13 protein-coding genes and 1 pseudogene are annotated in these 18499 nt (G+C 59.0%); 6 read left to right on the top strand and 8 right to left on the bottom strand.

Going from position 1 to position 18499, the window contains the following annotated elements; genetic code table 11:
• Positions 1-55: 55 nt before the first annotated feature.
• Complete coding sequence (locus FPZ24_RS02115; protein ID WP_240047576.1) at positions 56-3259, bottom strand: TonB-dependent receptor plug domain-containing protein; 3204 nt, start codon at positions 3257-3259, stop codon at positions 56-58.
• Between the two features lie 405 nt (positions 3260-3664).
• On the opposite strand from FPZ24_RS02115, the gene FPZ24_RS02110 reads away from it, so the two are divergent.
• Positions 3665-3943, top strand: coding sequence for a hypothetical protein (locus FPZ24_RS02110; protein WP_146569501.1), 279 nt, complete (start codon positions 3665-3667; stop codon positions 3941-3943).
• Between the two features lie 134 nt (positions 3944-4077).
• Here the strand turns inward: FPZ24_RS02110 and FPZ24_RS02105 are convergent, their stop codons facing one another.
• Positions 4078-4860, bottom strand: a complete 783-nt coding sequence (locus FPZ24_RS02105; RefSeq protein ID WP_146569500.1) for a LytR/AlgR family response regulator transcription factor — start codon at positions 4858-4860, stop codon at positions 4078-4080.
• The gene (locus FPZ24_RS02100; protein ID WP_186728981.1) at positions 4854-5849 is read right to left on the bottom strand and encodes a sensor histidine kinase; all 996 of its coding nucleotides are present in this window, start codon (positions 5847-5849) and stop codon (positions 4854-4856) included. The genes FPZ24_RS02105 and FPZ24_RS02100 overlap by 7 nt, the downstream gene beginning before the upstream one ends.
• 434 nt (positions 5850-6283) lie before the next feature.
• Between FPZ24_RS02100 and FPZ24_RS02095 the strand changes: the two genes are divergently transcribed.
• The 3 genes and pseudogenes from FPZ24_RS02095 to FPZ24_RS17900 form a co-directional block, all read left to right on the top strand.
• On the top strand, positions 6284-6772 hold the full coding sequence (locus FPZ24_RS02095) for a hypothetical protein (RefSeq protein ID WP_146569498.1): 489 nt from the start codon (positions 6284-6286) through the stop codon (positions 6770-6772).
• On the top strand, positions 6738-7352 hold the full coding sequence (locus FPZ24_RS17905; protein ID WP_146569497.1) for a PadR family transcriptional regulator: 615 nt from the start codon (positions 6738-6740) through the stop codon (positions 7350-7352). The genes FPZ24_RS02095 and FPZ24_RS17905 overlap by 35 nt, the downstream gene beginning before the upstream one ends.
• Before the next feature lie 307 nt (positions 7353-7659).
• A pseudogene (locus tag FPZ24_RS17900) lies at positions 7660-7854 on the top strand (IS6 family transposase); the annotation flags it as partial.
• A gap of 96 nt (positions 7855-7950) precedes the next feature.
• Here FPZ24_RS17900 and FPZ24_RS02085 read toward each other — a convergent pair.
• The 3 genes from FPZ24_RS02085 to FPZ24_RS02075 all read right to left on the bottom strand — a co-directional run bounded on the left by FPZ24_RS02085 (position 7951) and on the right by FPZ24_RS02075 (position 14272).
• On the bottom strand, positions 7951-8739 hold the full coding sequence (locus tag FPZ24_RS02085) for a DUF3108 domain-containing protein (RefSeq protein ID WP_146569496.1): 789 nt from the start codon (positions 8737-8739) through the stop codon (positions 7951-7953).
• A gap of 1136 nt (positions 8740-9875) precedes the next feature.
• On the bottom strand, positions 9876-13460 hold the full coding sequence (locus FPZ24_RS02080; protein ID WP_146569495.1) for an ABC transporter permease/M1 family aminopeptidase: 3585 nt from the start codon (positions 13458-13460) through the stop codon (positions 9876-9878).
• Positions 13461-13468: 8 nt separating this feature from the next.
• A complete protein-coding gene (locus FPZ24_RS02075) occupies positions 13469-14272 on the bottom strand; it encodes an ABC transporter ATP-binding protein (protein WP_240047575.1) in 804 nt (267 codons plus the stop codon).
• Between the two features lie 696 nt (positions 14273-14968).
• Here FPZ24_RS02075 and FPZ24_RS02070 point away from each other — a divergent pair.
• Entirely contained in the window at positions 14969-15208 is a 240-nt protein-coding gene (locus FPZ24_RS02070; protein WP_146569493.1) for a hypothetical protein, read from the top strand.
• Positions 15205-15516 carry a DUF3108 domain-containing protein gene (locus tag FPZ24_RS02065; protein WP_146569492.1) on the top strand — a complete coding sequence of 104 codons (312 nt, stop codon included), beginning with the start codon at positions 15205-15207 and terminating at the stop codon, positions 15514-15516. Before FPZ24_RS02070 ends, FPZ24_RS02065 begins: the two co-directional genes overlap by 4 nt.
• 102 nt (positions 15517-15618) lie before the next feature.
• Here FPZ24_RS02065 and FPZ24_RS02060 read toward each other — a convergent pair whose 3' ends face one another.
• A complete protein-coding gene (locus tag FPZ24_RS02060; RefSeq protein WP_240047574.1) occupies positions 15619-17022 on the bottom strand; it encodes an FAD-binding oxidoreductase in 1404 nt (467 codons plus the stop codon).
• Entirely contained in the window at positions 17019-18392 is a 1374-nt protein-coding gene (locus FPZ24_RS02055; RefSeq protein WP_146569491.1) for a hypothetical protein, read from the bottom strand. Before FPZ24_RS02055 ends, FPZ24_RS02060 begins: the two co-directional genes overlap by 4 nt.
• Positions 18393-18499: the final 107 nt, after the last annotated feature.

Genomic DNA, 18499 nt, shown 5'->3' with positions numbered 1-18499 from the left:
TTTCGCCGGGGCGCTTGTTAGCCCGCACCGCATCGGTTGAGCGGTTTGCCGGCGACTAAAAATCGACCTTCGCGCCGACCCGGAAGAAGCGACCGATGAACAGGCTATCGCTCCAGGCGGGCTGGAATTGATAGATCCCGTACGCGCCGTTCGGATCATAGGTCGGCTTGGTGTTGAGCAGATTCTTGACATCGACATACAAAGTCAGGCGGTCCTGGATCTTCAGCTCGCCATGGCCGTCGAGGTAGAATACCGACTTGGTGTGGCACTGCACCGGATCGCCGTTGGGATAGGTAACCAACTGGACACCGGCACTGGCCTGGCAGTCGCCATACACACCGCCGGAATCTGTCGCGATCGAAGAGTAGCCGCTGGTGTAATAAGCGGTCACGCTGATGCTGCCGCCACCGTTGAAGTCCAGTGTGTTCTGCCAGTTTCCACGCCATTTCGGCGCGCCTGAGCAGCCCGTGATCCCGCACTGGCCGAGCGAATTATCGTACCGCTGGACCGCACCGCTTCCGAGGGTCTGCTGCAGACGCGTCAACAGCGAAGCATTCGCACTCGAAATCCACTTCATTCCGTTCGTGATTTGGAAACGGCCGGAAATCGAGAAATCGAACCCACGCGCCAGGAACTGGTTGGCATTCTGATAAGACGCGGCGATTTCCCCGAGCAGAGGTAGCGCCGTCGGGTTCAACGGATCGGGCGCCCCTTTGGTAACGACAAACCCGGGCGCGGTTACGACGCCATTGTTGGTGTAATATTGGCTGATGATCGCCGCCGACGCTGCCGCGGGGATGATCACGTTCTTGATCTTGGTCTGCCAGAAGTCAGTCGTGATTGTGATCGCCGGGACCGGGGTCAGCACCACACCGGCGGTGAACGACTGCGACCTTTCGGCCTTTAGTGTCGGGTTTCCGGACGACGTCAAACCATAGGAATACGGTTGCAGATAGGACGGATTGCTCGCGTGCGCCGCGCAGAAAGCGACGAACGTTGTACAGTTGATCGTCGCGCCGGCGAAGCCGGTGGTTGGCAATGAGAACGATTCGCTAAAGCTCGGCGCTCGGAAGCCCTTTGAGTATGTGCCACGCAGCTTGATCTGCTCGATCGGCCGGAATTCGGCTTCGAACTTCGGCGAAAACGCCTTCTGGCTAGTGGAATAGCTGTCGTACGAGCCTTCAGCCTTGACCTTCAGCATGTCGAAGATCGGGAGGGTGACTTCGTAGCCCGCCGACCAAACGCGTCGGTTACCGACCACGCTAACCGCATTGAGGCTGTAATAGCGCGAGTTCGGCGCCGTGTTGTTAGGCCCGTTGGCGCTGGGCTGATTGATCGATTCGTATCGAAACGCGCCCGACACGGCGACATTGACGGCACCCCCCGGCAGCTTGAACAGATCCTTGTCGATCGACGCCTGAAGCTGCGTCAGCTTCGAGATCGATCGGTTGTAACTCGGCTTGATCACCGCATCGTGCTGCGCCTGGGTATTCTGCGACTGATCGAGGAAATTGTAGGTTCCCTTCGCGATCGCGTCCATCAGCCCCTGCAGATAGACATAGCCGGTTCTCTTGGTCTTGAGGATTACCGAGGACGCCGTACCCGTCAACGCAACGTTCCAGCCATCGCCGATCACCCCGTTGATACCACCGGAAAAGCGGTACGTTTTAGTATCCGTGGTCACTGCGCGCGTTTCAGGAACGAGTGCGAACAGGCCCGCCAGATTGCCGGCAGCCGCGAAAGGATTGTTCGGATTCAACGTGCCATTGGCTGCATTGCAGCCCGAGGCCGTCAAGTTGCCGCCGACGACGGAACTGACCCCCGCTGAGCAGACATAGACTGGCAGATAGATTGCCGTGACGGTGGTTCTAACGCCGCCCGGAGCGGTCCGACCCGTGAAGCCAAGCGGGCCAGCGTTATTATCACTGGTCGATGCGTTGTAGTAATTGGCCATGACATAGGCCTCGCCGAACGACCCCAGCTTGATAGTCGCCCGCGCATTCAGCCCCTTGCGAGTGATATTCGAATTGTATGCCGTATATTCGCTGGTGAGGTCTTCCTGGCATACCGCGCCCGGTCCAAACGGCTGCCCATTGGCAGTCATTGGACCAGAAGTGGCACGTTGCGCCGCGGTCAGCGTTTGCGAATTCAGCGTCTGGCAACCCAAGGCGGGGTTCAGGATCTGATAGCTGCCGACCTGATTCAGCGTCGGACTATAGGGTGCGACGAACGGAACGCGTGTCGGCTGGAAACCGGCATAGCTGCCGTCATATTGAATGCCGTTGAAGATACCGTTGGCCAGACATCCCTGCGCCGCAGTGCCGCAGATCCTGCTCTGATCTGATGTATGGAACGGATAGCCGCGATCGCGCAGGAACAGCGGATCGCTCTTCTGATATTCGCCGTTGACGTAGATATTGAAGCCCTGCTCGTCGAGCTTGCCGTAGCCGGCAGTCGCGCTGAGCTTGCGCTCGCCATTGTCGCCGCGCTGCGAGATGGCAGCCGAACCGTTTAAGTGTAGGCCAGTAATCTCACGCTTGACGATAACATTGACCACGCCGGCGATTGCATCCGAACCGTAGGTTGCCGACGCGCCGTCCTGCAGCACGTCGATGCGGTCGACGATCGACGACGGGATCGTGTTGATATCGACGAAGGTACGATAGCCATCATCGCCCAGCGGATAGAACGCGGTGCGCTGACCGTTGAACAGCGTTAACGTGTAGGCGTTGTTCAGGCCGCGCAGCGACGGCGAGCTCGCGCCGCTGGCGAAGCCAAATGACGACCAGCTCGGCGCGGCCGTACCGGCGTTGTTGGCGCTCAGCAGCTGCAGTGCGTCCGCAACGGTGCTGATACCGCGATTTTGAAGATCGGCCGCGGTGACTGACACGACCGGCGACGCTGTCGCAGCCGCAGCGTTGCGCGAGATCGAGCCGGTGACCACGATGTCGCCACTCGAAGCAGGAGCCTGGGTCTGCGGCTGGGTTTGATCGTCAGTTGCGGGAGCGGCTGCGGTCGAAGGGGCGGCTGCGGCTGCGTCCTGCGCTAGCGCAGGGGTCGCTAGTAGCGCGGACATGGCGACGCCCGCCCCGACCAGCGCCAGCGTGCTCAGCGAACTACCCCCGCGAAGACCCCTGTTAATTAACCCTACAGCCATTTCAGTTTCTCCCTGAGAATTTGGATCAAATCGTTGGAGACAGAGCGCACCGCACCGTGCCCGTTGTGACGACGAGCTCGCGAGCCAACCGTCGATCGACACAGTAATCCGCCAACCGCGGGCAATATCATGGTCACACTACAATAGGATCGGCGCGATACGACGCACCGACTATGAAACGCGATGTTGTTTTATGATCAGATATTATTCGCTAAATAATACCTCGCACGGCTCGGAACCCCTATCTTCGCCACTTACAATTCTCCATTTGCAGTGACAGCTCTTGTCAATCACTTTGTGCGATCGCAATGCAGCAGGACTACTCTCCAAGTGGTGCCAATGAAACCAAAACGGGAGGATATTCGAGCGATCCGGCACACGCCGTCACACGAAGGACACATCGCGCCTTTACGGCCCGGGAGGATATGGATCGCATGCCGGCAGGTATCGTTCGTTCTTGCTACCCATCCCAACGTTCAATGACGATGGCGCCGATCGCGCTGCCCCATGGACAAGGGCGACATAAGCTTCATGTATATCAATGCGTTATCGGCAAGCCTTAGCCAGAAGCGATTTCAGCTAGGCCGAGAAAATCACAATCCTTGTAGTCCACCGATTTGGATTTGCATGGCGAAACTCACTTACCTGCGGCGCCTTTTGGCAATTGGCGGCGAAAACCGAATTACAACTTACGATGCGCTCGTTCGTAAAACGTCTTTGCAGATCGGTGACGATTTCACCGGTTCGATATGCGCGCACGAAGCGGTGGGTAAAGAGAATGGGTGATCCCGCTGCGACGATCAGACCATGATTCGACAGGGACAACGCTCGATCGCTACACAGTCGAGAACCCCGACACATCAAGCGACATGCAGTTCGGACCATGTAGCTCGCGTGGAGTCTAAACGCCTATCGACGCGTCAGGAGTGGCCCGGGCGAATGATTTCCCTCGCGACACGCCGGTAACTCTTGCCGACCGGCACCGCGAGATCTTTCCCCAATGCCAGCCAATAACTTCCGGTCGTCTTTCTGGTCAGCCCCGTAATGAGCCGCCGATTGACGAGGTACGAGCGATGTACACGCAAGAACCGGGCGGAGTCGAGCCGGGCGGCGATGGCCGTTATGGAATCGCGATGGAGAAAACTGTCCCCGCCACAGTAAAGACGGACATATTCGCCTTCGGCCTTCACCCAATCCAGCTGGTCGAGATCGACCCGCACATTGCCAGCGCGATGCCGCACCCATATGACGTTGCCGCCAATTTCGTCACGATGGGCAGTCCGTATTGCTTCTAGCTCCGACGTAAGCGAGACAAGTCGCTCCCCCGCGCTGCGGTCCGCCAGTGATCGCCGCGCTCGCTCGATTGCGGTCTCGAGCCGCCCGATGCGAACCGGCTTGGTCAGATAATCGATCACGCCGGCGTCGAATGCATAGGCCGCAAAATTAGGATAGGCCGTGACGAAGACGATCAGCGGAATGTTGCCGTCGATTGTGGCGAGGTGATCGACGACATCGAAGCCGTCGAGTTCGGGCATTTCGATGTCAAGGAGCACGAGGTCGGGTCGATGCTCGGCGATCGCTTCTATCGCCTCACGGCCATTCGACGCCTCCCCGACGACCAGCGTTTGCCCAATCCGATCGAGCAGAAGCCGCAGCCGCCGCAACGCCATGGGCTCGTCATCGCAGATAAGCACTTTCAGCACGCGCGGCACTCGAACGGAAAATTGATGGTCGCAACATAGTCACCATCGACCGGGCCATATTCCAGCGACGCAGCGGAACCGTAACGCGCCGCCAATCGAGCGGCAATGTTAGCCAGACCGACACCCGGCCCCTGTCGCCCCTTGCGCGACGTCAGCGTGTTGCGGATTTCGATGCTGACGCGATCGGCAGACCTCGTCACAGAAGTGCACAGTTGAATTGGCTGAGAACTCATCGCAACGGAATGTCGAACCGCGTTTTCCACAAGCGGCTGAGTAATGAGTACGGGGACGAGTGCGTCGCCCACGTCCGGCGCGATGTGGGTCTCGACAATCAGCCGATCGCTGAAACGTGCCCGCTCGATGTCCAGATACAATTTCTGAAGCGCCAATTCCTCGGCGATCGATACGGCTTCCTGGGGTGCCAGTTCGAGCGTGCGGCGAAAAAAATCGGACAAATTTTCCACCATCGCTTCCGCATCGGCATTTCGATTCTCGCCGATCAGCGTAATGATCGAATTCATCGCGTTGAAGATGAAGTGCGGATTGAGCTGATAACGAAGCGCAGCCATCTGGGCCTGGAGTTCAGATCGCTCCAGCGACGCGATGCGTCGTTCGCTCTCCTCGACTCGTAGGGCATATTTGATAGCGATCAGAAGCGCGATCAGGCCGAAATACGACCAGAACCATTGCATCATTGGCGGTGCATACGCCGCGATCGTCACGTCGCCATGCCCGTTCGCCGGCAACAGCGAAAGAAACGTCGCCAGATTTGCGGCCGCATGCAGCAGCGTTGCGGCAAACGCGCAGCCGAGTCCGATAAATCCCTGCGCCCCCAACGATCGTTGGGGCAACCGGAAGACAATTGCCGCGAGCCCCAACGAAATGAGTATCGCCGCGCCGGTGACAATGAGGCGCGGCAGGAACATGGCCGGCTGAAATTCGCCCAGGACCGCGACGCGCTCAACCGTAAGGAGGACGAATTGACCCACCCACAAACAGACTGTCGCCACGATCGCGACCGTCCATTCTCGTTGCAGTCGCGACCGCCTTGTCTTGAAAAACCCAATCCCAGCCATCCGCTGTAGAATAGCGCGCGGCCATGGGATCACAAATGAGGGGGGTGACGTTCATCGGTTTTTGCGATCTGTTCATGCCGCCATACGTCTACGAATAGGACCACTATCTCTGGCGAACAACGGCGAAGCCTAGCTCTCGCCGTAACCCAGTTACGAAATTGTCCCGCAGTAACGAGGCTAGCGACCCGACGTGTCGCGACCTGCGTAAAAGGCCAAGGCATTTTCACCGTGCGACGCCGTTCGTCCGGGCTGGTAAGCCGCTGATCGGATAACCCAACCCCGCTCGCGGCAGCCAGAGTGCCGTTGACAGCTTTGCGCACTCTAGGCCCGCCGCGTCGATCTAAAACATGTCCGTGCAGAATCAGAATCGCAACGTGTTCGAAAAGGCCGTGGCATCGTTGTCCGGTGTGCCACACGCCTGCGCATGCCCGCATTGCGGTCAGCCCGCGGGCGACGATGACGAGCCTGTCCTAAAGCGCGGCGCGATCGTTGTGGCATTCGATCCGCCGACGGTCTGGTGGCGAGGATGCCACGTGCCTCTGTCGCCCACGGAAGCCGCGACTTACGCCTTCATCGCGCGCCGCGGCCGCGCGCTCGTAACCGAGATCGACGAGTTCCTTGATTCGATTGGCGCAAAGCGAGCGACCAGACCCTTGGTGCTCGGCTATATTCGCCGGAAAATGGTGGCGATGGGCGCGTGTGAACCATTTCAGCGTCTCGGCATTTATGCGGTGCGACTACAGGTGGACCCGGACGAGAGGGGCGTTACCTCGCCCGTGATTGGTCTGAAGCAGCCGCGCTATGCCCGCTTCAGCCCGCCGCCAAACGCTCGCTGATCATTCCTGCGCGCACGTCCTACCAGCTCTGGCTACTCGTTGGAATTCAATGTCGCACCTGAGTCACTATGAAAGCCATGTTCTGGCCATCATTGGCAAACGTCAGCCTGTCACCGGCTACTCTGTCCGAAAAGCGCTGATGGAAAGAATCGCGACCAATTCTTCTGATAGCCCGGGAAGCACCTACCCTGCCATCGCGCGGCTCAAGCGTGCCGGACTAATCCGGGCAACAATCGACACATCTGATCGCCGAAGGACTACACACCTATGGTGCACGGATGAGGGAAAAGCCGCGATAAAAGAATGGATTACCAGCATAGAGCCGCGAGATCTGGTACCCGAAGATCCATTTCGCACGCGAGTGGCATTCGCCGACGCAATTGAACCCAAAGCATTTCGCGACTGGCTGTATGCGATGAGAGACGCGCTAGAAGGGGCCCGATTTACTATTATCGATGGCTCTCCGGAACGATCCAATGATATCGCAAGTCTCGAGCACGCTAATGCTCATTTGTTGACCGTCGCTCGAATTGCCTGGGTCGATCGAGCGATTGCATTCACTACTCGATCCGAACCGTAGGGAAGCAAGCTTCTGTTTTAATGCGTATGCCGGACCGCTCCGGTGTAGATAATCGTACGCTTTTGGAGCAACTAGCGCGATTGCCGGAACAGCAGAATTTACGGCACGAAGCTGCCGTTGGTCCCTAGAACTAAAAGGATACCGTCTCGGTTGCGCAAAGTGACCGCCGAAGTGTTGGGCATACGGATCGGCCTGGCGCGATAAAATGCTGTCAACGGCCAGCCGCGCGTTGTCAACGGCATGGGCCGGAACGACCCGGTAGGGGGGGCGCTCATGGGCCTCGCTAAGTGGCAATCCCTCGCAAGCTAGTGGTCACCTGTCATTCCGACGAAGGGAGCGAGCGATGCTCAGGTTCTGACGAATGAAGTCGCTACAGAAGTTCGCTTCCGTCCAGGCCAACGTCCACAATCGCTTCGCCTTGGAACGCCATCTCGTTGATCGACAGACCTACAAGGAACGCCGCTCGGCCGCGCTAGCTGAGTGGTGGTCCCTCGCGAGCTAGGCCCCTGCCCTCGAGACCAAGCTCCATCGTGGAAAGACGAGTTCGCTTCAGACTGACAGCACGGGTCATGTCACTGCGTCGATTTTGTTCGCGCCGTTATCCGATCATGTCGTAGGATTGGTCATAATGCAGGCCTTCGGCGGTCTTATTTGCGGGAACGCCCGTGAGAGTCATGTGGACGAGATAGGGCGCGGTATCGGCAATCCAGAAGGTAGCCTCTCCGCCACCCGGTACCGGCGATTGTACGACCCAGGCGTCGATCATGCCGCGATAGCCGGCCTTTACCTTTTCACGCTTGAGAACGCGAAACGTCACGACGTCCGGATCCCCTTCGTCGGCAACAATTCCGGGCAACGCGAACACAGCACCGACGCGCAACGGTAACGCAGCTGGGATTAGGCTGCGCATGCAGCAATTGAAGTCGTAAGCGGGTTTGGCGAATTCCACGTTGCGCACGGATTCCCTCCCATCCGCCCCAGTTGAATGTACCTCCGCAGTCTTTTCCGTGAAGGTCCACTTTTCCAGAGTGCGATCGGGATTGTTAATGATGCCGCTGATCGGTGCGAAGGTGACGGGATCGAAAACGTTGACGCTCGTCAGCACCCGCCCGTTATAATAAGCGAGGCTTTGCGTGCGAACCATGACCTGTCGGCCGTCGATGGTCCGTATACGCAGCTGGTCGGTCCAGATGCCCGGAGACAAACTTTCACCATTCTCTAGTCGGGTCACGAAGGTGAAAGCATTGTCATAGGGTTTAAGTCGCGCGGCATTCACCGTGCCATCACCCAACCCGACCGCGCGCGTGACACAATTTTTCGTAGACTGGGCGGAGCCCGAACTCGCTAACAAAGTGACGGCAAGAGCCACGACGGCATGTGCTCGCATGAAATTTCCTTTTGAAGACTGGTGCAGTCGTCTCGTAGAGGCGTCAGTCGCGAGCCCGATATCGGGCTATCGCCGTCCTTCGCGATGGCGCAGGACCGGGGGCCGTGGACTCCAGCGCGATTCGCGTCGACGCTGAGCGGGTCAACAAGGTTGCAGCACAGACACCGGTCGCAAGACTCTTGGGGTGCATCAAGCTCTCCGAGTTTAGTCTGAGAAAGCTCCCACGCTAGCGCGGCGGTAATGATCGCAGACTCGCGTTGAGAGACCAGTCCAATAGTGTCTAATAGTATGGTTGCGCTTCATAGGGGTCGAGCGCGCGTCGGGGACGCCCACAGCATTTCGAGCGCCGCTGACCATTTATCGGACATGCCAATCGACGACTCGCCGCCGCGGTCGCATATAGCGAGCACCGAGGGCTTGGTCGTTCGCTTGGCGCCAATCAAACCGAGGAACTGATCGATCTCGGTTACGAGCGCGCGACCTTGCGCCCCAATGCGGAGGTACCCAATGGAAGGAGCTTTGCCGGCGAAGTGTGACGCTAGCGTTGACGCGCTGCGAGGCTTTATTTGGCTGGCCGATCCAGTCTCCACTCGGCCAACCAAGGATGATTCAACATCACTTTAACGAATTGGTGTGCCGTGAGGGATAGATCAACAAGATGATTTGCGAAGCGCGTCGCTACTGCCGGATACATTATATCGGCGGCCCCGAACGCACCGAACAAATAAGGGCCATCAGCGCCGAACCGGTCAGGCGTGAGAACAGCCACCAGTCTTTCTGACGACAAGAACGGGCGATGCTCCGGTTCCGACGGATGAAGAGCTTACAGAAGTTCGCTTCCGTCCAGGCCAACGTCCACAATCGCTTCGCCTTGGAACGCCATCTCGTTGATCGACAGACCTACAAGGAACGCCGCTCGGCCGCGCTAGCTGAGTGGCAAATGGTCGCGAGCTAGGCTGCCGGCTTGAAAGAACGGACACTAGCGAACGGAGACGAGTTCGCTTTAGTCTGACGGCAGCCTTTCGAGGCTTCGCGCCGCCCGGCGGAATGTCCGCAAGTGGGCACTAAGCGGCCACCGCCTGAGCGTGAAAGCGCCGAAACATGATTGGAGCGGCGCACCGATACGTTCCATCTGATCAGCTAACCGGTACCAAGTTATCGTCGCTATTGCGGTCGACATACATATTGTAGGGATCGATTCCTGCGAAAGCCGGCTTGCGCCTGGAATTCACGCGGATCACCTGCACGCCCGATTTTATTGGGAAGCGCTGCATGGCAATAACATCTCTCGCTGCGAACGCGCCCATCCCCGGCCGCTGGTCGAACAACCCTATCGCGATGTCGTCCGCGATTGGCGCGACTTTCTCAACCCCCTTGCCGTTGGCGTAGAATTTGGCCGCCTCGACGCTGATGGTGGTCTCGAATGTCCCGTCGGGCAATTTGCGGACGTCCGCGGTCTTCGCCTTGAGATCATAGATCGTGATGCGGTCGAGCAGATCAAGCACCAGTTCGCGCTCGCCCGGAGTTCGCGCCAGCGACAGAAAGCCGTTCACGAGGTCGAGCGACCGCGGGTAAGGCTGGCTCTTGAAGCGATACTTGTCGAGCAATTGCCGCAGCATCGCATTGACCCTGTTTTCGCCCAGCCGGTCCTGCAGCAGGTACATCACCACCGCGCCCTTGCGGTAATGGATATAGGGCTGGTTCTCGACGCGATCGAGCGGCAGTTCCTCGATCCGCTCGCCGCCGCGTGCGCGCAGGTAGGAATCGAGCTCATACTTCAGGAAGCGGCGGATTTTGTCTTCGCCGTACAACTGCTTCATCACCATCAGCGCCGAATATTGCGCCATTGTCTCGATCAGCATCGTGCCACCCTGCATGTCGGCGCTGATCACCTGATGCGCCCAGTACTGGTGGCCCAGTTCGTGAGCGGTGACATAGGTGACATAGTCGATCTTGTCGGGATCGCGCGTGTCGGCGATGAACCCGATCCCTTCCGAATAGGGAATCGTTCCGGCGAACGCCTGCGCGAAGGTGGCGTAGCCGGGAAACTCGACGATTCGCGCATAGTCGAACTGATAGGGGCCGAAATTAGTCCGGTAGTAGCTCAGCGAGGTTTTCATCGCCCCCAGCATGCGATCGACATTATAGGCGTGCTTGGGGTCGTAGAAGACCGACAACCTCACCCCGTAGGCCATCAGCGACTTCTGGGCATAAGCCGCCGACTGGATCGAAAAGAAAGCGAGGATCGGCGCTCCCGAGATAAAATGTGCAGTGCGGCGTCCGTTGGCGGTGGTATCCGAGACCTTACGCCCCGGCGCAATCGGAGTCTGCCCGGCGTCGGTCGAAACCGTGATGTTCGACCGCACCCAGTCGGCATCACCGACATAGTTGCGGCGTTGCGCCGAGGTGTCCTCAAGCTTCGCCATCCGGAGCTCGGACGGCAGCCCGTAGCGCCGCCGCGTAACCGGATCGCCAAGCAGCGCGTCGCGGTTCATCCCTATCTGCGGGGTCAGCTCGTCATTGTTGAGGAATGTGCCGTTGGCGATCAGGCGAGTGTCGTCGCCGGTTGCGCGCAGGCCACGTTGCCAGCGTTCGGTCCTGAACGTCATCGTGCCGGTGGCACCCGGCGCGAGCGGCGTGGCAAAGCGGTAGATACGGTATTTGAGCGATTCGTCGTTCATGGCGAGTTTGGCGCCGGATATGTCGAGTGCGACGATCTTCGTGTCGTAATCCTGCAGACGCACGTGCAGGTCGGCGACCGGCGCGCCAGTGTCGTTGACAAACCGGTATGTGCCGCTCGTCTCAGCCCGGCGTTCGGCGGGATAGAGCGCGACATTGAGCGTGATATCGGTCGTCGAAGGCTGAAGCACGTTCTCGAATCTCAAATATTTCTTCTCGTAATCCGCGCGCATCCGGTCGCGACCGCCCTGCGTGCGATAAGTATTGAGGATATCGATGTTCCAGTAGAGAAACGTACCTGTTGTGAAAAACACTAGCAGCGCGGCGGCCATCAGCCCGCCGGCATGGCTAACCAGTCGGCGCGGCAGCCGGGCAAGGCGCGGTTTCAGCCTGGCTTCAGTGCCACGCCGCCACAACAGATGCGCAAGTATCGTCAGCACGAGCGCCATCGCGCCCCAATAAAGCCGTAACCACCAGCCCACCGCACCGCCGATCTGGTTGCCGTTCATGTCCGACAGCGACGCCCCGCCGGCCGCGCCATAATTGTAGAGCGGATGGTCGAAGCCGATGTTCGACAGCGTCAGTTGCGCGACGATGTAGATCACCATGATCGCCCAGCCGAGATATTTATTGGGGCTGAGCGCCTGAACGAACACCGCGAGCACCGCAAGGATCACCGCGTCTACTGTCTGCGGCAGCAGATACCACGTTACATACTGTCCGAGTTCGACGTTGCTCACGCCGCGGATCAGCTGGACCGCCATACCCGTCAGCATCGCGGCAACAAAGGTGCTGAACAGCACGCCGGTCACCGCGAGCGTCTTGGGTACCATATAGGCCCAATTGGGCAGCGCGGTCGCATCGATAATCTCGTGGAACTTGCGCTCGCGGTCGCGCCAGACAAGCTCACCCGAATAATAGATCGCAATGATCCAGACGAACAAAGTGAACGCGCCTTCGAGTGTACCGATCGCCGCGAAGGTGAGCGGCAGCGGCGGCGTGCCGTAAAGATCGTTCGCGAGCAGCAGACCGCCTATCGAATTGGCGATCCCCAGCGCGAGCAGGATGAAGAAGGCCGGGCTGCGAAACACCATCCGCATCTCGAACGCGCAGCGCGCGCGGAGCTGAGCGAAGCCTGCCTGGGCCGGGCGCATCGGTGGCAACCGGTCGACCACCAGCGGAGACGTCGCCGCCAGCTTGCGTTCCTTTCGCGCCTGCTTCGTCGCGCGTCGTTTGGAGAGGCCGCGCTCGGTGAAAGAGAATCGCGAATACGCAAGCGCCAGCGCGACCAGCGAGACCCCGAACCATATCAGCCGGTTCCACAGGATCACGCCGCCGAACGCGGGTACCAGCGAATTCGACTCCGACGCGGTCCAGTAGCGCGCGACACTACCGTAAGCGGCGAAGCCGAATGGTTCGATATAGCCGATCACGTCGCGCAGCTCGGGCCGCGTCCGGACCACCGCGTTGAAGATTATATAGCCGACTAGGAAGACAACCACCCCGACATAGCTGTACATCATCGACCGCATCATCGTCGCGACCGCGAAGAAGATCGACGCCGTAAGGAGGAGGTTGGGCAGCGCCAGCGCGAAATAGCTGAACAGATAGGCGGACCAGTGATTTGGCCCGAGGGTCTCCGCATCGACCCACGGCATCAGCGACCCGAACCAGATCGCCAGCGGCACCATGACGAACGAAATCGCCGCGACCAGGAAGGTGCCGAGGAAGCGCGCCATCAGGTAGTCGAACTTGCTGACCCGGGTCGATTTGACCATCGGCCCGAACCCGCTTTCGTCGTCGCGCACGATCACGTTTGCGACGAAAGCCGTGGTGACGAACATGTAGAACATCGAGAAGACCAGGCTGGTCCGCGCGATCGCCAGCGGTGCGTTCTTGTGGATGTTGCCGCCGCTTCCGATCTGGATCTGCTCGATCGTGACCGACCCGAATGTCAGCAGGAAGAACAGGATGGCGACGACCCAGAATACCGGGTTGCGGAGCTGGTAGCGCAGCTCGAAGCGGGCGATTTTGCCGAACATCGTCGCGCTCAGGCGGCGACGGACGCGCGGCGCGTTTGCGCCAGCGTCGAGAAATAGACGTCCTCGAGCCCACCTTCGACCGCCTTGAACCCGTCGTCCGGATCGCTCGGCGACAGGACGTGGATGATCGTGCGCCCCGCGAACAGCCGCGTCGAGATCACCTCGAACCGCTCACGATACTCGTCGAGTTGCTCGCGCGGGATCGTCTTCGCCCACACACTGCCGCGCGATCGCTCGATGAGCTGGTGCGGCGCACCCTCGATCTGGATCTTGCCGGCGGCTAGCACGGCCATGCGCGGACAAAGGTCCGCGACGTCGTCGACGATATGCGTCGAGAGGATCACCACCACGTTCTCGCCGATTTCGGCGAGCAGGTTGAGGAAACGGTTGCGCTCCTCCGGATCGAGCCCCGCGGTCGGTTCATCGACGATGATCAGTTCGGGGTTGCCGATCAACGCCTGAGCGATACCGAAACGCTGGCGCATCCCGCCAGAAAAGCCGGCGATCGCCTTTTTCCGCACAGCCCATAAATTGGTCTGGTTGAGCAAAGTCTCAACCGTGTCCTTGCGTTCGGGCGCGGAGGCAACGCCCTTCAGGACCGCCATGTAGTCGAGCATTTCGTAGGCCGACACACGCGGATATACGCCGAAATCCTGCGGCAAATAACCGAGCCGTTCACGCAAGCGTTCGGGCGCGGCGATAACGTCTATGTCGCCGAAACAGATGCTGCCAAAGGTCGGCGTCTGGAGCGTCGCGACCGATCGCATCAGCGTCGACTTGCCCGCTCCGTTGGGCCCGAGCAGCCCGTACATGCCTTTTGGGATGTTTAAAGTCACATCGTCGAGCGCACACGTACCATTCGGATAGATGTGAGTTACCGCATCAAGTTTCAGCACACGAAAGCCTCCGTTTATAACGGCGAGTCTAGCGGGTGTGTTAGAAACCTAAAGCGCTATTTGAGACCTAGGGGTCCGTTTCCCCGGTTCACGCCTAATGTCCGCTTTCGGGAGCTGCATGGGGCTCTCGATCACAGCCCCCTTGGTGTCGCTAATCTGGATGTTTAAAGCAAAAGCGTCATCAATCCCGCCAATCGGCAATAGCCCGCTAGCACAAAAATCATGGGAAAGAGCAATGGGTAACTGACGATCTTGGCGGCAGCTGCGGCGCTGGCGGTCCCAACCGCGATTGTCGCTAAGCAGGCCGTCTCTCCCGCGATAACCAAGGCGCTTGCCGATCCCGCGCGCGCCGAACAAGCCACGGGCTGAATAACCGCGTCCAGTAATATTTTTCGCCGGGCACGAAATCGATGACGGCATCGCCCGGGCCGACCTCCGAAAGTCCGAGCATTTCGGCTGCCGATGCGAAAGGGGGCGGTTTTCCCTCTGTTACCCCAAATGGCCGAGAAACTCGTGGCGGCTACGGGGTGCGGACCGTTTCGCGGATCGTCCGGCCGACTGGCCATATCTATGGCTTCCGACCTAAACTCTGCGCCAGGAGAGCGGCGATCGATGTCCGCAATTACCACGCGCTCCCCCGCGACCCTCGCTTCAACAAAATCAGTATTCGTCCGGCTGTCGACCGAGCTGAAGGTGGCCGAGCTGGGCGATCTGGTCGTTACCTCGCAGAACTGTCACGATTATGCCGACAAGTTGATGGCGGCCGCAGCTTCCTGTCGACACATCCACATCAGACTGGCTAAGCGAGATGAACGTTGCAGTGGCGACATTATGACATGCATGGCGGAATGACGGGGCTGCTGCTCTCCGCCCTTCCGCTTAAGCTGGGGTACGCAACAACCATACCGGGTTTTGCCGATGGCACGATCGACGCGACGCCGATCCGCGTCACGAGAAGCGAAATGATCAAGGCAGGTGATTTGGGATCGGTGAAAACTTGGGTTGGTGAAGCCGGCGCTGCTCCTGCGCCGTCGACTTGTTGGATTAGCAAGAGCGCACCATATGTCATCCGGGCGGTCGTCAGGACGCCAAATGCCTTGGCGGCTTGGAGATGGGTTGGCATCGGCAAATCGCGCCTTCAGGCAAGCAAATGTACTTGAGCTAGTTGGGGGTTAGGGGCGATGGTGCGAGTCTGACGTTTCATAATCTGGCAACCTCACCCCGCTGTTCTGGCCCGCCGACAACAGATTTTCGCGGGCGAGCTATGGCAACGGGATCGTCTTACCGGGGTTCATAAGGTTATTCGGATCAAGCGCCAACTTGATCTGCCGCATAACCTCGATCGATTCACCGTGCTCCTCATAGAGCATTTCCAGCTTGCCCAGACCGATACCGTGCTCTCCAGTGCAAGTACCGCCATGACGAATGGATCGCCTTGCAATGTTCAACGCCAGCGCTTCTGCGCGGCCCCTTCCGTCGGCGGACTTGGGGTCAAACAGTATAAGCATATGAAAGTTGCCGTCTCCCACGTGGCCAACCAGAGCATGGGGGAGTCCGCTTGCTGAAGCCTCCGCTTTTGCCTCCCTGATGCAATGCGCCAATTTCGAGATCGGCACGCACGCATCGGTCGCAATACCGTCAAAACCCGGCGCGATCGCACGAGCCGCCCAATATGCGTCGTGGCGTGCCTTCCAAAGCTTGTTCCGGTCTTCCTCTGTATGCGCCAACTGCAGCGCACCGCCGCCATTTGCTTTCAAGATCCCACGCACGTGCGTGGTCGTGTCTGCTACGATCGCCGGCGAGCCATGGAATTCGAGGAACAATGTCGGAATTGGCTGTAAGGGTGCGAGTCTGGAATAAGCGATGCACGCACGCATCTGCCGGTCATCCAGAAGTTCGACGCGTGCTACGTCAATCCCCATTTGAAGAATGACGATGACTGCGTTCACGGCATCCTCGAGCGAAATGAACTGGCAGAGACCAGCGCTTATCTGTTCGGGAATTCCGAACAACTTAAGCTGCAGCTCGGTAATAACGCCGAGCGTTCCTTCGCTCCCGATATAGAGCCGGGTTAAATCATAGCCTGCGGAGGATTTGCGGGTGCGACCTCCAGTTCTTATGATTTCGCCCGAGGGTGTGACTACCGTAAGCCCAAGCACGATGTCGCGCATCGTGCCGTATCTAACAGCATTGGTTCCGCTTGCACGTGTCGCCGCCATTCCTCCGAGTGTAGCGTTGGCGCCTGGGTCGAGCGGGAAGAAAACACCCATGTCACGAAGATGGGCGTTGAGCGCCTCGCGCGTGAGACCCGCCTCCACCCTGCAATCGAGGTCATCGACGCTCACTTCCAAAACCCTGTCCATTGCCGACAGGTCGAGACAGACGCCGCCTCGAAGCGCCTGTACCTGGCCCTCGAGCGATGTGCCCGCACCAAAAGGGATCACGGGCACACCAGCTTTCGCGCAGAACTTTATAGTTGTCGCGATGTCATCGCTGTCTTCACCGAATACCACCGCGTCGGGCGCCATGGTTTCATGCAGGCCCTCGCCACGACCGTGCGCATCGCGTGTGGCGGCATCGGTTGCCACGCGGCCTCTGACGTGGCCGCGCAGTTCGTCCATGAAGGCGGTCAGGTCCGGTCGGGTGCCTTTATCCCGCGCGATCACCGTGCCGCCTCGGCCGAGAGAGTCGCCTCATGATATGCGCGCGGGTCGAGCTTTCGCAGCACACGGTCGATTCCCGGCTTGTTGAACCCTTTATACCCTTCATTGCGCTGGATGTTCTCGAAGTGCGTCAGTATCGCACCGCTTGTCCGAATCCGCTCGGCTTCTTCCGTCCCGAGGTTGCCAATGGCTTCCAGGGCATCAACCCGGGCCGGATCGACGGCAACCCAATCGCCAAGTGTTAATTCCTGATAGAGCAGCGACGTGTCGGAAAATGGGCTCATCATGCCGAAGCCGAGATCGTGCAACTGCAATCTCAGTTTCTGCTGATCGTATAGCCCCGCAATATGGTTGAGGCCCGCTTCGAGAATCGATTCCCCGTGCAGCGCAGATACAGTGCCGGCCCGGTACGTTTTCGACAATTCTGGAAGGGACGCCTGCGCGAAATCGACCTGTAATTCGTCTGGTGCTAGATCGACATCCGCGAAAATTGTACTGCCGGTTGTCGGCTGTTCAAGAACTTGGCTACCCCAGCCCGAGAGTTCCCCCGCGTAGAGCATTTCGCGCCGTTCGTAGCCGAGCTTTTCAAAAATGCGGATCGTGTGTCGAAAGTGTCGACGCGATCCGTCATAAGTGTGGTGATCGATATTGGCCCAACCAATTCCGACCTTGTCCTGCCGGGCCTTCTGCATCCGTCCTGCCGCACAACGCAGCATCCAGTATTCGACTTCTGACTTCAGCCACAGGCTACATGCCCAATGCTTACCGATCGCGGCGACCGCAGAATCAACGAGTGCTTCGGTGTACTCAAGGCCATCCTCTATCCGGTCAAATTGACGCCGGCGGCTGCGGAAGGTCTGCAGATGGAGTCGAGCGCTGCGAATATCGGCATCATCAACGTCAGGGATGCCAAATCCTTCATGGCCGTTGCGCTCATAGGCCGCGAAGCAGGTATGAGCGCCGTCGAACGCCCGAATTAGGCGAGCGGGTCCGTGCGCTTTGCCCTCGATTGGCGAGGTAAGCCCATAGATCTTCGCAAACTGCTCGACCGACTCCACTCGGACGTGGATTGTCTGACCTGCCGTGCCCCGGATCAAAGGCGGAAAATTGCCGTCGGGATTGACAAAGACGCCGGCATTGAGCTCGATCCATCCGGCTTCGACGAAGCGATTAATTGTGTTGTACTCGTCGGTATCAATGTGATCGATAATATCGCGCAAACGTACTGCGCAACTGTCTAACAGGGTCTCTGCAAAGGTCTGGGCGGCGGTGCATTCAGCGAGAATATCGGCCAGCCATTGGGTCAAGACGGCTTCCGCCACCGGCTGCCCTGACCAGACTCGATCCCTTTGAGTTTCCCAATTGCCCGCCATTCCCAACCTCCGCTGTCAGGCGAGGTATGGGCGTTGGAGCACAGGCTTTCTTGATGTTTCAGATCGCTTGATATGCGAATATCTGCATAGCATTCACGAGGACTTCC

Origin of the sequence: Sphingomonas panacisoli (assembly GCF_007859635.1) — a bacterium.
GTDB lineage: Bacteria > Pseudomonadota > Alphaproteobacteria > Sphingomonadales > Sphingomonadaceae > Sphingomonas > Sphingomonas panacisoli.
The sequence above is the reverse complement of the archived record's forward strand: the minus strand, read 5'-3'. Positions and strand labels throughout refer to the sequence as shown.

Bases quoted from the DNA above. Each gene is read 5' to 3' on its own strand.
- FPZ24_RS17905 (WP_146569497.1), top strand. From the start codon at position 6,738: ATGCCCGCTTCAGCCCGCCGCCAAACGCTCGCTGATCATTCCTGCGCG.
- FPZ24_RS02065 (WP_146569492.1), top strand. From the start codon at position 15,205: ATGACGGGGCTGCTGCTCTCCGCCCTTCCGCTTAAGCTGGGGTACGCA.
- FPZ24_RS02095 (WP_146569498.1), top strand. From the start codon at position 6,284: ATGTCCGTGCAGAATCAGAATCGCAACGTGTTCGAAAAGGCCGTGGCA.
- FPZ24_RS02080 (WP_146569495.1), bottom strand. From the start codon at position 13,460: ATGTTCGGCAAAATCGCCCGCTTCGAGCTGCGCTACCAGCTCCGCAAC.
- FPZ24_RS02085 (WP_146569496.1), bottom strand. From the start codon at position 8,739: ATGCGAGCACATGCCGTCGTGGCTCTTGCCGTCACTTTGTTAGCGAGT.
- FPZ24_RS02070 (WP_146569493.1), top strand. From the start codon at position 14,969: ATGTCCGCAATTACCACGCGCTCCCCCGCGACCCTCGCTTCAACAAAA.
- FPZ24_RS02055 (WP_146569491.1), bottom strand. From the start codon at position 18,392: ATGGCGGGCAATTGGGAAACTCAAAGGGATCGAGTCTGGTCAGGGCAG.
- FPZ24_RS02075 (WP_240047575.1), bottom strand. From the start codon at position 14,272: ATGTACGGGCTGCTCGGGCCCAACGGAGCGGGCAAGTCGACGCTGATG.
- FPZ24_RS02110 (WP_146569501.1), top strand. From the start codon at position 3,665: ATGGACAAGGGCGACATAAGCTTCATGTATATCAATGCGTTATCGGCA.